Annotated in this window: 12 protein-coding genes; 6 read left to right on the top strand and 6 right to left on the bottom strand. The window is 73.6% G+C overall.

Going from position 1 to position 13,518, the window contains the following annotated elements; all coding sequences use genetic code 11:
- Window position 1: 1 nt before the first annotated feature.
- From FH608_RS02745 to FH608_RS02730, 4 genes are all read left to right on the top strand, one after another.
- Entirely contained in the window at window positions 2-1,558 is a 1,557-nt protein-coding gene (locus FH608_RS02745; RefSeq protein ID WP_139628174.1) for an N-acyl-D-amino-acid deacylase family protein, read from the top strand.
- A gap of 65 nt (window positions 1,559-1,623) precedes the next feature.
- Complete coding sequence (locus FH608_RS02740; protein ID WP_226898887.1) at window positions 1,624-2,691, top strand: alanine racemase; 1,068 nt, start codon at window positions 1,624-1,626, stop codon at window positions 2,689-2,691.
- A gap of 9 nt (window positions 2,692-2,700) precedes the next feature.
- Complete coding sequence (locus FH608_RS02735) at window positions 2,701-3,081, top strand: RidA family protein (protein WP_139628172.1); 381 nt, start codon at window positions 2,701-2,703, stop codon at window positions 3,079-3,081.
- Between the two features lie 9 nt (window positions 3,082-3,090).
- The gene (locus FH608_RS02730; protein WP_139628171.1) at window positions 3,091-4,281 is read left to right on the top strand and encodes a hypothetical protein; all 1,191 of its coding nucleotides are present in this window, start codon (window positions 3,091-3,093) and stop codon (window positions 4,279-4,281) included.
- Window positions 4,282-4,302: 21 nt separating this feature from the next.
- Here FH608_RS02730 and FH608_RS02725 read toward each other — a convergent pair whose 3' ends face one another.
- Both FH608_RS02725 and FH608_RS02720 read right to left on the bottom strand, forming a co-directional pair.
- Entirely contained in the window at window positions 4,303-4,842 is a 540-nt protein-coding gene (locus FH608_RS02725; protein WP_139628170.1) for a TetR/AcrR family transcriptional regulator, read from the bottom strand.
- Window positions 4,843-4,846: 4 nt separating this feature from the next.
- Window positions 4,847-5,431 (bottom strand): LysE family translocator, encoded by a 585-nt coding sequence (locus tag FH608_RS02720; RefSeq protein WP_226898886.1) that lies wholly within the window; start codon window positions 5,429-5,431, stop codon window positions 4,847-4,849.
- Window positions 5,432-5,563: 132 nt separating this feature from the next.
- Between FH608_RS02720 and FH608_RS54125 the strand changes: the two genes are divergently transcribed.
- Window positions 5,564-8,344 carry a helix-turn-helix transcriptional regulator gene (locus FH608_RS54125; RefSeq protein ID WP_139628168.1) on the top strand — a complete coding sequence of 927 codons (2,781 nt, stop codon included), beginning with the start codon at window positions 5,564-5,566 and terminating at the stop codon, window positions 8,342-8,344.
- 243 nt (window positions 8,345-8,587) lie between these two features.
- Here the strand turns inward: FH608_RS54125 and FH608_RS02710 are convergent, their stop codons facing one another.
- The 4 genes from FH608_RS02710 to FH608_RS51205 are packed head-to-tail and all read right to left on the bottom strand — an operon-like array spanning window position 8,588 to window position 12,331.
- Window positions 8,588-9,190: a TetR/AcrR family transcriptional regulator gene (locus tag FH608_RS02710; RefSeq protein ID WP_139628167.1), complete on the bottom strand. Its 603-nt coding sequence runs from the start codon at window positions 9,188-9,190 to the stop codon at window positions 8,588-8,590.
- A 37-nt stretch (window positions 9,191-9,227) separates the two neighbouring features.
- Entirely contained in the window at window positions 9,228-9,866 is a 639-nt protein-coding gene (gene otnC / locus FH608_RS02705) for a 3-oxo-tetronate 4-phosphate decarboxylase (protein ID WP_139628166.1), read from the bottom strand.
- The gene (gene otnK / locus FH608_RS02700; protein ID WP_139628165.1) at window positions 9,863-11,137 is read right to left on the bottom strand and encodes a 3-oxo-tetronate kinase; all 1,275 of its coding nucleotides are present in this window, start codon (window positions 11,135-11,137) and stop codon (window positions 9,863-9,865) included. The genes otnC and otnK overlap by 4 nt, the downstream gene beginning before the upstream one ends.
- 42 nt (window positions 11,138-11,179) lie before the next feature.
- Entirely contained in the window at window positions 11,180-12,331 is a 1,152-nt protein-coding gene (locus FH608_RS51205) for a hypothetical protein (protein ID WP_193318196.1), read from the bottom strand.
- Window positions 12,332-12,508: 177 nt separating this feature from the next.
- Between FH608_RS51205 and FH608_RS02690 the strand changes: the two genes are divergently transcribed.
- Window positions 12,509-13,450: a sulfite exporter TauE/SafE family protein gene (locus tag FH608_RS02690; protein ID WP_139628163.1), complete on the top strand. Its 942-nt coding sequence runs from the start codon at window positions 12,509-12,511 to the stop codon at window positions 13,448-13,450.
- Window positions 13,451-13,518 lie beyond the last annotated feature (68 nt).

Here is a 13,518-nt window from a genome sequence, read left to right as displayed (position 1 = left end):
GGTGAGGTTCGACGTAGTCATCAGCGGCGGCCGGGTGCTCGACGGCACGGGCGCCCCACCGTACCGGGCGGATGTCGGGATCGCGGACGGCAGGATCGCGCAGGTCGGGAGGCTGGCCGGCGCGACGGCCGAGACGGTGGTCGACGCGACGGGGCGGTTCGTGGCTCCCGGGTTCGTCGACTGCCACGCCCACGGCGACGCGGCCGTGTTCGACCCGGCGGTGCAGCGGGCGGCGCTCCGGCAGGGGGTGACCACGTTCGTGCTCGGGCAGGACGGGCTGTCCTTCGCGCCTGGCTCGGCCGCGACCGTCGCCTACGTCTCCCGCTACTTCGCCGCAGTCAACGGCCCGCGCCCCGGCGGCGGCGCAGCCGTGGGAGACGTACCCGACGGGCCGTTGAGCGTGGGCGAGCTGCTCGACGGCTACGACCGCGCCGTCGCGCTGAACACCGCCTACCTCCTCCCGCACGGCACCATCCGCTACGACGTCATGGGGCCGTCGTCGGGCGCGCCGTCCCGCGACGACCTGGCCGCCATGGTCGGGCGCGTCGAGCGGGGCCTGTCGGAGGGGGCGGTGGGTCTGTCGAGCGGGCTCGAGTACCTCCCCGGCCGCTACGCCACCGCCGGGGAGCTGGCCGCCCTGTGCGCCCCGCTCGGCGGGCTCCCGTACGTCACCCACATGCGGGCCTACGGCGCGCGGGCGGAGGTGGGCATGAGCGAGGTCGTGGACATCGCCGGGCGCTCCGGCGCCGCCGTGCACGTCTCGCACCTGCACGGCCCCGCCGACGTGCTGCTGCCGCTGGTCGAGCGGGCACTCGGCAGCGACGTGGACCTCACCTTCGACACCTATCCCTACCTGCGCGGCAACACGATCCTGGCCATGGTCGTGCTGCCCGACTCGGTGCCGGGCGCCGAGACGGACCGCGCGCTGGAGATGATCGCGTCCGGCGAGCTGGACGACTGGTGGCCGACGCTCGACGCCACGTGGCCCCGGCTGACCGTCTCGCACGCGCCGGGCCTGGAGTGGGCGGAGGGCCTGACCATGGTGGCGGCGGCCGAGCGGGCCGGGGTGAAGCCCGCCGAGTTCTGCCGCCGCCTCCTGACGGAGACGCGGCTGGAGGCGGGGGTCGTGTCCGCGCGGCCCGACGAGGGGCCGGAGGGGGAGCAGTCGGTACGCAGGATGCTGCGCCACCCCTCGCACACCGGCGGCTCCGACGGCATCTATGTGGGCGGCCATCCGCATCCGCGCGGTTTCGGGGCCTTCGCCCGGTTCCTCGGCCGCCACGTGCGGGAGCTCGGCGACTGGACGTGGGAGCAGGCCGTGGTGCACCTGGCCTCGCACCCCGCAAGGCGGTTCGGGCTGACGGACCGGGGCCTGGTGCGCGGGGGGTTCGCGGCCGACGTGGTGGTGATCGACCCCGCCGAGGTGGGCGACCGGGCGACCTACGAGGCGCCGCGCACGCCGGCGGCCGGGATCGGCGACGTGTTCGTGTCGGGCGTGCGGGTGCTGGCGGGCGGAGAGCTCACCGGCGCCACGCCCGGTCGCGCGCTCCGCTCATGAGCTCGCGGTTGCCTGGGACTGATGGGATGCCTGGGATAGGGTCGGACGGGGACGAAAGGGGTGCCGTGCTCGGGCAGCAGGTCTTCGGGGGCGAGCTGGAGCTTCCCCTGATGGTGGTCCACCGTGACGCGCTCCGGCACAACGTCGCCACGATGGCGGCCTTCGCCCGCGACCACGGGCTGGAGCTGGCGCCGCACGCGAAGACGCACATGTCTGCTGAGATCGCCACGCTTCAGCTTGAAGCGGGCGCCTGGGGGCTCACCGTGGCGACGCCCCGGCAGGCCCGGGCGGTCCGGGGCTTCGGGGCGGGCCGGATCATGGTGGCCAACCAGGTCGTGGACCCGGCGGGGCTGGCCTGGGCGGCCGGCGAGCTGGAGCGCGATCCCGGGTTCGAGCTGCTGAGCTTCGTCGACTCCCGAGCTGGGGTGGACATTCTCGCTCGTCACGCCGCGTCCCGCCCGTTCCGGGTGCTGGTGGAGCTGGGTCACGAAGGCGGACGGGCCGGGTGCAGGTCGCTGGACGGGCTGCTGGAGCTGGCGGCGTACGCGCAGAGCGTGCCCGGGGTGGAGCTGGCCGGGGTGGCGGGCTACGAGGGCGCGCTGAAGACCGCCGACGATGTCCGGAAATATCTGGATTCACTGCAGCAGGCGGTCGAGTACGTCCGCGTCCGCAACCCGATCCTCACCGTCGGCGGCAGTCAGTGGTTCGACGTGATCGGCCGCGAACTCGCCGCCACCCAGGCCAGGATCCTGCTGCGCAGCGGCGCGTACGTCACCCACGACGACGGCTACTACCGCGAGCGCACCCCGTTCAACCGCATCGACGGCGAGCTGCGCCCCGCCCTGGAGGTGTGGGCGCACGTGCTGTCCACGCCCGAGCCGGGGCTGGCGATCGTGGGCATGGGCAAGCGGGACGCCCCGTACGACGAGGGCCTGCCCATCCCGCGCCGCCCGGGCGTCACGGTCGTGAAGATGCAGGACCAGCACACCGTCGTACGCGCCGACGGGCTGAAGCCCGGTGACGTGCTGGGTTTCGGCATCTCCCATCCCTGCACCGCGTTCGACAAGTGGCGCGTGCTGCCCCTGGTGGACCCGGACTACCGTGTCGTAGGCACCATAAGCACCGACTTCTAGGGAGAATCCGTGAAAAAGGAGCTCAAGACCACGGAAGGTGCTGCCCCCATCGGCGCCTACTCGCAGGGCCTCGTGGTCGGCGACTTCGTCTACACCTCCGGCATGGGGCCGCTCGACCCGCACACCGGCGAGGTCGTCGGCGACGACGTGGCCGCGCAGACGCACCAGGTCATGCGCAACCTCGGCGCCATCCTGGCCGCCCACGGGCTCGGCTTCGACGACGTCGTCAAGGCCACGGTCCATCTGCAGCACCTCAAGCGCGACTTCGCCGCCTACAACGAGGTCTACCAGTCGTACTTCAGCCGCCCGTTCCCCGTGCGGACCACCGTGGGCTCCGAGCTGATGGACATCCTGGTGGAGATCGACTTCGTCGCTCACAAGAGCGCTTAAGGTCTGGTTGTGGACAGTTCGGTGTACGTCTTCGTCGAGGACCTGCGCGGCGAGGGCGTCGAGCGGGTGCTCGACAGGATCAGCGCGTACGGCGTGAGCGGCGTCACCGTCGGAGCCGTGCACCACGCCTCCCGCGACGTCACCCCGCACGGGCTGTCCCGGCTGACCGTCCGCCACGACGGGGCCCACTTCACCCCGCCGCCCGAGTTGTTCGCCGGGCTCCGGCTCTCTCCCGTGCCGGGCTATCCGAACGCCCTCGACGGGCTTCGCGAGGCGTGTGCGAAAAGGTCCATGAAGCTCCACGGATGGACGGTCTTCCTGCGCAACGCCACGCTCGGCACGGAACATCCGGACGTGACCGTACGCGACTGCTTCGGCGACCGCGGCTCCCTCACCGACCTCTGCCCCGCCCACCCCGACGTGCGCGAATACGCGGTCGCGCTGGCCAGGGCGGTGGCCAGGCTCGGGGTCGACAGCGTGGTCGCCGAGTCGCTGCACTTCAGGCCGCTCAAGCCGCAGCGCTCGTTCGTGCCGCTCGGGCCGATGGACGCGTACCTGTTCGGCCTGTGCTTCTGCGACTACTGCATGCGCCGCGCCACCGACCTGGGGGTGCACGCCGAGGTGGCGCGCGACGAGTGCGCGCGGATCGTGGGCGGCGTGCTCGACGGCGACCCGCCCGCGCAGGGCGAGGTGACCAGGGCGGCGCTGACGGCGTACGCCGGACCAGATGTGGTGGCCTACGCGCGGGCCCGGTCTGAGACCGTCACCACGCTGGTGTCGGAGGTGGCCTCCGCGGTCGCCGAGGAGGGCTCCAAACTGGTGTTCGTGGACTCGACGGGCGCGGTCAAGGGCTACCGGGACGGGCTCCCCACGCCGGGGCTGGCCGCCCATGACGCCTGGCAGCTCGGCGTGGACCTGGTGGCGCTGGGCGATCTCGTGCCCGCCTTCGGGGTGCTCGCGTACGCGCGGGACGCCGCCCGGGTGGCCGACGACGTGGGCGCCTACCTGCGGTCGGTCGGCAAGGACCGGGAGGTGCGGGCCGTGCTGCGGCCCGGACACCCCGACAGCGACTCGACAGACCGGCTGGTGGCCAAGGCCAGGGGCGCCAGGGCGGCCGGGGCCCTCGCCGTCGACTTCTACGCGTACGGGCTGGCGCCGCACCCGGTGCTGGAACGCATCCCGGCCGCGCTGTCGTCTTGACGGCCTCCACTCCGTGGAGGGTCAGACGCCGTCGAGGAGCGCCGAGACGGCTTCGGCGGGGAAGCTGTCGGCGACGCGCAGCCCCCTGAAGACCGCCCGCATCCACACGGCCCCGGCCAGCAGGTCGACGATCAGCATCGGGTCGGCCGACTCCTTCAGCTCGCCCCGGCGCACCGCGCGCGCGAAGATCTCCCGCTCCCGCGCGAACCGGTCGGCGAAGAACCGCCGCGCGTCCAGCTCCGGGTGGTGCACGGCGGCGGCCAGCGCGGCGACGGCGATGTCGCTGGCCGGCGGCTCGGTGAGCAGCCGCCGGACGCCTTCGACCAGCGCCACCAGGTCACCGCGCAGGCTGCCCGTGTCGGGCGCCTCGAAGCCCAGCACGTCGGCCTCCACCAGCGCGGCACCCAGCAGTGCGGGCTTCGACGGCCACCAGCGGTAGATCGTCGTCTTGTTGACGCCCGAGAGCTCGGCGACCCCCTCGACGGTCAGCCCGTCGTAGCCCCTCTCGGCCACGAGCCGCAACGTCGCGTCGAAGATCTCCTGCTGCTTCCTGGGCGCCATGGGGTCATTTTCTCCCGGCGAACGCCGTGACCACGCCCAGGCCCAGGTAGACGACGCCGCTGACGTACCGGAGAGCTCTGGCGCGGGAGTTGAGCCGGGTGCCGAGCGCGCCGGCGGCGCACGCGTACACGATGTCGGAGACCAGGCCCAGGAGCAGCAGCGTGAGGCCGAACAGCACCACCTGGAGCGCCGGCGAGCCCGCGCCCGGATCCACAAACTGCGGCAGGAAGGCCAGGAAGAACAGCGCCACCTTGGGGTTCAGCACGTTGACCAGCACGCCTTCGAGGAAGACCTTCCGCAGCGGCTGCGGGGGCGGCGCGGCGCCCTCCGGCTCCTTGCCGGTGAAGGCGCGGACGCCCAGGTAGAGGAGGTACGCGACCCCGGCCCACTTGACGACCGCGAACAGCGTGGCCGACTGTTTGATCACGTACGACAGGCCCGCGGCGGCGGCCGCGATGTGCACGAGGGTGCCGGCCTCCACGCCGAACGCGCTGGCCAGGCCCGCCGTCCTGCCCTGGGCGAGCCCTCTGGCGGTGATGTAGAGGTGGTTCGGGCCCGGGATGAGGACCAGGGCGAGCGAGGCCGTCACGAAGAGGGCGAATGTACTTGGGGGAATCACGAAACAGCAGCGTAAAATGCCTTTGGTAGGTCGATCAGGGCCAATGCCGGTCGGCTTTTCCGGGCCAATCAACTGTCGGTGAGAGGTGGCATAGTTTCCGGCGTGACAGGTCTTCTCGTCGGGCGCTCCACCGAGCTGTCCAGGCTGGTGCGGGTGCTGCAGTCCGCCGCCGAGGGCACGGCCGGTGTGGCGCTCGTCGGCGGCGACGCGGGCATCGGCAAGACGCGGCTCGTCACCGAGCTCGTCGCGCGGGCCCGCGAGCGCGGCTTCCACGTGCTGGTCGGCCAGTGCGCGGAGCTCGGCGACTCGCTGCCGTACCTCCCGCTGGCCGACGCGCTGCGCGGCGCCGAGCCGGCCGTGCGCGAGGCCGCCGCCGCCCACCCCATGCTGGGCCAGCTGCTGCCCGGCATGGACAGCGCGCCCGCGGCCGGGCTCACCCAGCAGCGGCTGTTCGGGTCGCTGCTCGGGCTGCTGGGCGACGTGCAGCCGGTGCTGTTCGTGATCGAGGACCTGCACTGGGCCGACCGGTCCACCCGCGACCTGCTGGTCTTCCTCAGCCGCATGGTGCAGGCCGAGCGGGTCTGCGTGGTCGGCACCTACCGCACCGACGACATCCACCGCCGCCATCCGCTGCGCGCCGTGCTGGCCGAGCTGAAGCGGCTGCCCACGGTGACCGGGGTCGAGCTGGGGCCGCTCGCGTCCGGCGACATGTCCGACTATGTGGCCACCTTGGGTGAGGTGGGCGCTCAGGAGCTCGGCCTCATCGTGTCCCGCGCCGACGGCAACCCGTTCTACGCGGAGGAGCTGTTCGCGGCCGTGGCCGAGGGCGACACCCTGCCCGACGGGCTGGCCAGCCTCCTCATGACCAGGGTCGAGGTGCTGTCCGAGGCCGGGCAGCAGGTGCTGCGCGCCGCCGCCGTGGCGGGGCGGCGGGTGGAGGACGAGCTGCTGCGGAAGGTGGCGGGGCTGCCGCTGGCCGAGTTCGAGGAGGCGGTCAGGGAGATCGTCTCGCGCGGCCTGCTCAGGATCGACGGCTACGGCTACACCTTCCGCCACGCGCTGCTGCAGGAGGCCGTCTACACCGACCTGCTGCCCGGCGAGCGCACCCGCCTGCACACTGCCTTCGCCCGGCTGCTCACCTCGCCCGCCGAGCTGGCCTACCACCACCTGGCCGGTCACGACCTGGCCGGGGCGCTGTCGGCGTCGGTCGAGGCGGGCCGCCTGGCCGAGCGGCTCGGCGCCCCCGCCGAGGCGCACAGCCACTACAACCAGGCGCTCGCGCTGTGGGAGCGGGTCGAAGGGGCGGCCGAGCTGGCCGGGGAGAGCCGCGAGGCGCTCGCGTTCCGGGGCGCCGTCGCGGCGGCCGACAGCGGTGACAAGCACCGCGCGATCGTCGAGCTCCGGGCCCTGCCGCCGGCGTCCGAGGTCAGCGAACGGCTGGCCTACTACCTCTACGAGGCCGACGACCAGCCCGGCGCCATCGCGGCGGCGCAGGCCGCCGTCGAGAGCGCGCCGGACCAGCCCGCGCTCGCCCGCGCCCTTGCAACTCAGGCCCGCACGCTGATCTGGAGCTCGCGTCACCACGAGATCGAGGCGCTGACCGAGCGGGCGCTGAAGACCGCCCGCTCGTGCGGGGCCAGGGACGCCGAGGTGGGCGCCCTGCTCACGCTGGCCACCTACGTCGAATACCGCGGCGAGATCGCCAGGGCCCACGAGCTGGTCCACACGGCCTCCGCCGAGGGCACCGGCGACCTGGCGATGGACCTGCGCGCCCGCTTCCACCACGCCCGCATCCACTTCGAGCAGGGGCTGCTGGCCCAGGCCGCCGAGGTGGCCGACGACGGCATCCGCATGGCGTTCGAGACCGGGCTCAAGTGGAGCACCTACGGCACCGACCTGCGCTTCCTGCGGTTCCTCATCCACTACGTGGCGGGCGAGTGGGACCAGGCCGAGGCCGTCGCCGCCGGCTTCGGCAGCCGGGTCGGCACGCCGCCGGAGGCGGTCCTGTCGTCGTTCGCGCTGTTCATCGAGGTCGCGCGGGGCCTGCCGCAGGTCGAGGAGCGGCTGAGCAGGCTGCGGCCCTTCTGGCACGACGAGCTGGCCGCCTACATGTCGCGCGGCCTGGCTGCCGAGCACGCGCTCTGGCACGGCGACCCGGCGACGGCGCTCGACCACGTGCGGGCGGTCCTGGAGCCCATGGAAGACGGCTACGCGACCGTGCTCCGGATCGCCGCGACCGGGCTGTGGGCGCTGGCCGAGCTGGGCACCACCGAAGGCGCCGACGAGCTCCGCGCCCGCGCCCGCCGGTCCGCCGAGGCCGGCCCCACCGGCGAGCCCGTGCACCTGGGGCCCGAGGGGCTGGCCTGGGCGCTGCGCGTGGAGGCCGAGTGGCACCGCGTGCACGGGCGGCTCGACGTGGAGCTGTGGCGGCAGGTGGTGGAGGCGTTCGACTTCGGGTTCGTCTACGAGGTCGCGCGGGCCCGGTGGCGGCTGGCCGAGGCGCTGCTGGCGGCCGGCGACCGGGAGGCGGCGCAGGCGGAGTGGGAGTCGGCCCGCGAGACCGCGGAGAAGCTGCGGGCGGCGCCGCTGGAGGGCGCGCTGCAGGAGTTCGGCCGGCGGGCGCGCTTCAGCGGCGCCGTGCAGAGGGCGGGGCAGGGGGCCGGGCAGCGGGACGGACGGCCGGGCGACGGCGGCTTGACGGCTCGGGAGGTGGAGGTGCTGCGGCTGGTCGCCGAGGGGCTGACCAACCGGGAGATCGCCGAGCGGCTGTTCATCGCGCAGAAGACGGTCAGCGTGCACGTGTCCAACATCCTCGGCAAGCTGGAGGTCGCCACCCGCACCCAGGCGGCGGCCGCCGGCCGCGAGCGGGGGCTGCTGGCCTGAGGGCTTCACGCGGGCGCGTGACGCGTTTCCGGGGTCCACCGAGGCCCGTGACGCGGCGAGCCGGCCGGCGGCTCAGGACGTGCCGGAACGGTGAGGCGGCCGGCCGGCGGCTTCGGGGGGCTCGGGTGCTGGGTCGGCTGACGGTCCGGGGAGCCGGGGGTGGTGGGGCCGGTGTCTCCGGGGAGGCTCGGAGGTTCGGTCGTCCTTACCGGGAAGGCGCGGGGTGATGAGGCGGCCGGTGGTTCAGGGTGTGCTCGGGGTGGTGGGCCGGGCGAGGTGGTCGACGAGGAGGTCGACCCTCGCCTGCTGGCGCTCGGGGGGAATGCGGCCGTCGTGGGCCAGCGTGGCCAGGCCGTGCAGGGCGGCCCACACGACTTCGGCGAACGTGTCGGAGCCGTGCTCGCCCGCCACGGGCTCCAGCGCGAGCACGAACTCGCCGAACGCCGCGCGCAGCTCCTCGGGCGTCTCCTCCGAAGCGAAGGGGATGGCGGTCGGCATGACGAACATGGCCTCGTACAGCGCGCCGCGGGTGCGGGCGAAGCCGAGGTAGGCCATCGCCACCCGGCGCAGCACCTCCCTCGCCGTGTCACCCGGCTCGGGTGTCGTGCGGGCCGCGCGGAGCTCGCCGGCCAGCTCCGCGAAGCCCTCGATCGCCACCGCCCGCACGATGGCGTCCTTGCCCTTGAAGTGGCTGTAGAGCACCGGCTGGCTGTATTCGACCCGTTCCGACAGCCGCCGGGTCGTCACGGCCTCCCAGCCCTCCGACTCGGCCAGCTCGCGGGCGGCGCTGATGATCAGTTGGTGGCGTTGCGCGCGTTCCCGTGCGCGGCGGGCGGCGATCGACATGCCACCTACGCTAGCACGACTAGAGTGGCTAGCGCCGCTAAGAGAGAGGCGGCGGTTCGAGCGCACGGCGCTGCTCGGGGGTGAGCGGGCGCGTGGGCAGGCCGCGGAGCAGCAGGAACAGCTTGGCCGTCTCCTCCAGCTCCTCGATGGCGTCCAGCGCCGCACCGAGGCTCGCGCCGGCGACGATCGGGCCGTGGTTGCTCAGCAGCAGCGCCGAGTGCGTACGCGCCGTCTCCTCCGCCGTCCGCTCCAGGCCCCGGTCGCCGGGCGCGAAGTAGGGCAGCAGCGGCAGGCGGCCCACCCGCATCGCGAAGTACGCGGTCAGCGGCGGCAGGGCGTCACGGGGGTCGAGGCCGTCCAGGCATGACACGGCGGCGGCGTACGTGGAGTGCGTGTGCACCACCGCGCCGGCCCGCGGCCGGGCCCGCAGCAGCGCGGCGTGCAGGAACGCCTCCTTCGACGGCTTCGGCCCCTCGACGTGCCTGCCCCGCAGGTCGATGACCGACAGGTCGCCGGCCTCGACGGTGCCGAGGCTCGACCCGGTGGGGGTCACGAGCACGCGGTCGTCGCCGATCCGTACGGACAAATTGCCGGTGCTGCCGTGCGTGAGACCGCGCCGGAACAGCGACCGGGCGGCCGAGACGATGCTCTCCCGGGCATCAGGCGCGGCCGTCATGCCACTCCCATCGGCGTGGTCGCGGACGCTTCGAGAAGCAGGCCCGGCTCGCCGAAGTTGCCGGACTTCAGCAGCAGGGCCAGGCCGGAGGCGGTGAGGATCCAGGGGACGCCGCGGGCCGCCTCGGCGCCGATCACGCCGCCGGGCACTCCGAGCGCGCCCACGACGGCTCCCGACGTCTCGCCGCCGGCGCAGACGAGGCGGGTGACGCCCCGCTCGACCAGCCCCCGGGCTACGCGGCCGATGGCCGATTCGAGGATCGCGGCCGACCGCTCGCCGCCCAGCGCCTCCTGCACGCGGCGCAGTGCCGCGGGCTCCAGCGACGAGTAGACGATCGGCGCGCCGGAGCCCGGCCCCAGCGCGTCGTACCAGTCGAGGGCGGCCTTGGCCAGCGACTCCTCGTCGGGGTCGGCCAGCACGTCGAGCCGGTGGGCCGGCCTGCCCGCCTCGATCACGGCGGCGACCTGCTCCAGCGTGCGGGCGGAGCAACTGCCCGCCAGCACCGCCGCGGAACCGGTCAGGGGAGGGGCGGGCGCGTCGTCGTACGAGGAGCTCGGTCTCGCCGCGGCCAGCCCGCCGGCCAGCCCCGCCGCGCCCGCGACCAGCGGGGCACCGGCCAGCGCCCGCCCGGCGGCGGCGAGGTCGTCGTCCTCGACGGCGTCCACGAGCGCGTACCGCACGCCCTGCCCGCGCAGCTCGGCCAGCCGCCGCCCGATCTCCCCGCGCCGCACCTCGGCCAGCGGCACGACCCCCGCCCGGTACGCGCTCTGGCTCCCCAGCACGCGCGGCAGGTAGGAGTCGGTCATCGGGGTGAGCGGGTGGTGGCGCATGTGCGACTCGGACAGCAGCACGTCGCCGACGAAGAGATAGCCGTTGTACTGCGTCCGGCCGTGCTCCGGCGAGCTGGGCGTCGTGGCCACCATGGGGACGTCCATGGCGTCGGCCAGCGCGTCGAGCACCGGCCCGATGTTGCCCTCGGCGGTGGAGTCGAACGTGGAGCAGTACTTGAAGTAGACCTGGCCGGCCCCGCGGGCGCGCAGCCACGCCAGCGCCGCCAGCGACCGCGCGACCGCCTCCCGACGGTCCACCGTGCGGGTCTTCAGCGCGATCACGAGGGCGTCGTGCCCGGGCAGATCGGTGCCCTCCGGCGGGGTCCCGAAGAACAGCATGGTGCGAAGGCCACGGCGGCGCAGCGCGACCGCGACGTCGCTCGCCCCGGTGACGTCGTCCGCGATGACGCCGATCACCGGCCCCTCGTTGGAGTCGAACATGACGCCGACACTATCCGGCGCCGCCGGCGAGCTCGTTCCGGGTCAGCTGGTGATGGTCAGGTCGCGGAAGAGGAAGTAGCTCGCGTGGTCGCTCTGCAGGTACGCGTGGTAGTGCGTGGCCACCGACTTGGCGCTCTTGTCGGCGGTGAGCACCGTGACGATCACGTACCTCTTGGCGGTGCTCGTACGGATCTTGCCGTACGCGAAGTCGGCGTGCGTCTTGTCCGTGCGCCACCTCAGCCCGTCCGAGGAGAGCGAGTTCAGCCGCGTGGCGGTCTTCTTGGCCACCTGCTCGCTGGGGAACGACATGATGATCTGGACCGCCTTGATGTGCCCGCCGCGGGCCGTGTACGCGAGCTGGACGGCGCGCTCGCAGTCGTTCTGGGCCAGCACGCCGCGGGCGTCGACCGGCTTGCAGCTGCTGTACGTCCAGCCGCCCACCTTGTCGGCCTCCAGCTTCACCTCGCCCAGCTTGAACCGCCAGTCGCCGAACTCGTCGTCCTCGATCGGCGAGCCGGGGTCGACCCGTTTCGAGGTGGGCCGGGTGGCGCTGGGGGTGGGCTCGGCGGGCTCGGACGGCTCGGAGGAGGGCGGGTCCGAGGGCGGGTCCGACTGCGGGTCCGACGGCGCGGTCGTGGCGGAGGGGTCGATGGTCGGCAGCGCCACGTTCGTCTGCGGGCCGGAGCCGCGCAGGTAGAGGTACGCGCCGACCCCGCCGCCGCCCAGCAGCAGCACGGCCAGGCCGATGACCAGGCCGACGATCAGGGCGGTGTTGCTCTTCGGGGGCGGCGCGGGAAGCAGCAGCGTGCCCTGCGGCCCCCTCGGAGGCCCGTACGGCCCCGGCGCCGGCGCTGGCGGCTGCCCGTAACCACCATGCCCGGGACCCTGCCCGGGACCCTGCCCGGGACCCTGCCCGGGACCCTGCCCGGGACCCTGCCCGGGACCAGGTGGCGGGCCGTACCCACCTTGCCCCGGTCCGGGCGGCTGCCCGTAGCCGCCCTGCCCCGTCCCAGGTTGCTGCCCGTAGCCACCCTGGCCCGGTCCGGGCGGAGGACCATAGCCGCCCTGGCCGGGCGCCGGGCCGTAGCCCGGTTGTCCCTGCCCCGGCGGGGGCGGTCCGTACCCCTGCGGTGCCCCTTGCCCGCCCCACGGGCCCTGGGGCTGGGGCTGCGGAGGCTGAGGGGGATATGCCATCCCCCCATTGTGGTGGAACTTATCCCCATCTGCCCCAATCGCCACAGAATTTCGTGCTCAGCGGCCAGACACGCGTCACCCGGCGCACAGGGGAACGCTCCACGACTTGACTCGATCCCGGACCTAATAGGATGCTAATCCTACTTGTTCAGTAGGAAAGCTAGGGAAGGGGCGGTTGTGCGAGCGCTCATCCTGCTCGGGCTCGTCGGTCTCGCGGCCCAGCTCGTCGACGGGAGCCTGGGCATGGCCTACGGCGTCACGTCCACCACGCTGCTGCTGGCCGTCGGCACCAACGCGGCGGCCGCCTCGGCCACCGTCCACCTCGCCGAGATCGGCACCACGCTGGCCTCGGGCATCTCCCACTGGCGCTTCGGCAACGTGGACTGGAAGGTCGTCGCCAAGATCGGCATTCCGGGGGCGGTCGGCGCCTTCGCCGGCGCGACGTTCCTGTCCAGCCTCTCGACCGAGGTCGCCGCCCCGGTCATGTCGTTCATCCTGCTGGCGCTCGGCTGCTACATCCTCGTCCGCTTCACCGCGTTCGGGCTGCCGCGCGGCAACCTGGGCAAGCCGCTGCGCAGGCGCTTCCTCGCCCCGCTCGGCCTGGTGGCGGGCTTCGTGGACGCCACCGGCGGTGGCGGCTGGGGCCCCGTCGGCACCCCCGCCATCCTCGCCAGCGGCCGCCTGGCGCCGCGCAAGGTGGTCGGCTCGATCGACGCGAGCGAGTTCCTGGTCGCCATCGCGGCCAGCATCGGCTTCTTCGTCGGCCTCGGCTCCGAGAACATCGACTTCGCCTGGGTGGGCGTGCTGCTGCTCGGCGGCGTCATCGCCGCGCCGATCGCCGCCTGGCTGGTCCGGCACATCCCGCCGCGCATCCTCGGCTCGGCCGTGGGCGGCGTCATCGTGCTCACGAACGTGCGCACCCTGCTGCGCAGCGACTGGATCGACGCCTCCACGGGGGTCCAGACGGTCACGTACGTGGTCATCGCCGCCATCTGGGTGGCCGCCATCGCCTGGTCGCTGCGCGAGTGCCGCCGTGACAAGGCGCACGAGTCGGTCGAAGCGGTCGAGGCCGAGCTGCGGCTCCGCACCACGGCCGAGGAGGAGACGGCCTCCGCCTGAGGCCCGAGCCGAGCCTCCGGCTTGAACCGCTGAACCGCTGAACGGCTGAACGGCTGAACGGCTGAACG

This window comes from Nonomuraea phyllanthi (genome assembly GCF_006334985.2).
Lineage (GTDB): Bacteria > Actinomycetota > Actinomycetes > Streptosporangiales > Streptosporangiaceae > Nonomuraea > Nonomuraea phyllanthi.
The sequence above is the reverse complement of the archived record's forward strand: the minus strand, read 5'-3'. Positions and strand labels throughout refer to the sequence as shown.

Excerpts from the sequence above, each read along its gene's own strand:
- FH608_RS02725 (WP_139628170.1), bottom strand. The coding sequence starts at position 4,842 with ATGGCGCCCAGGAAGCAGCAGGAGATCTTCGACGCGACGTTGCGGCTC.
- FH608_RS02710 (WP_139628167.1), bottom strand. The coding sequence starts at position 9,190 with ATGTCGATCGCCGCCCGCCGCGCACGGGAACGCGCGCAACGCCACCAA.
- otnK (WP_139628165.1), bottom strand. The coding sequence starts at position 11,137 with ATGTTCGACTCCAACGAGGGGCCGGTGATCGGCGTCATCGCGGACGAC.
- FH608_RS51205 (WP_193318196.1), bottom strand. The coding sequence starts at position 12,331 with ATGGCATATCCCCCTCAGCCTCCGCAGCCCCAGCCCCAGGGCCCGTGG.
- otnC (WP_139628166.1), bottom strand. The coding sequence starts at position 9,866 with ATGACGGCCGCGCCTGATGCCCGGGAGAGCATCGTCTCGGCCGCCCGG.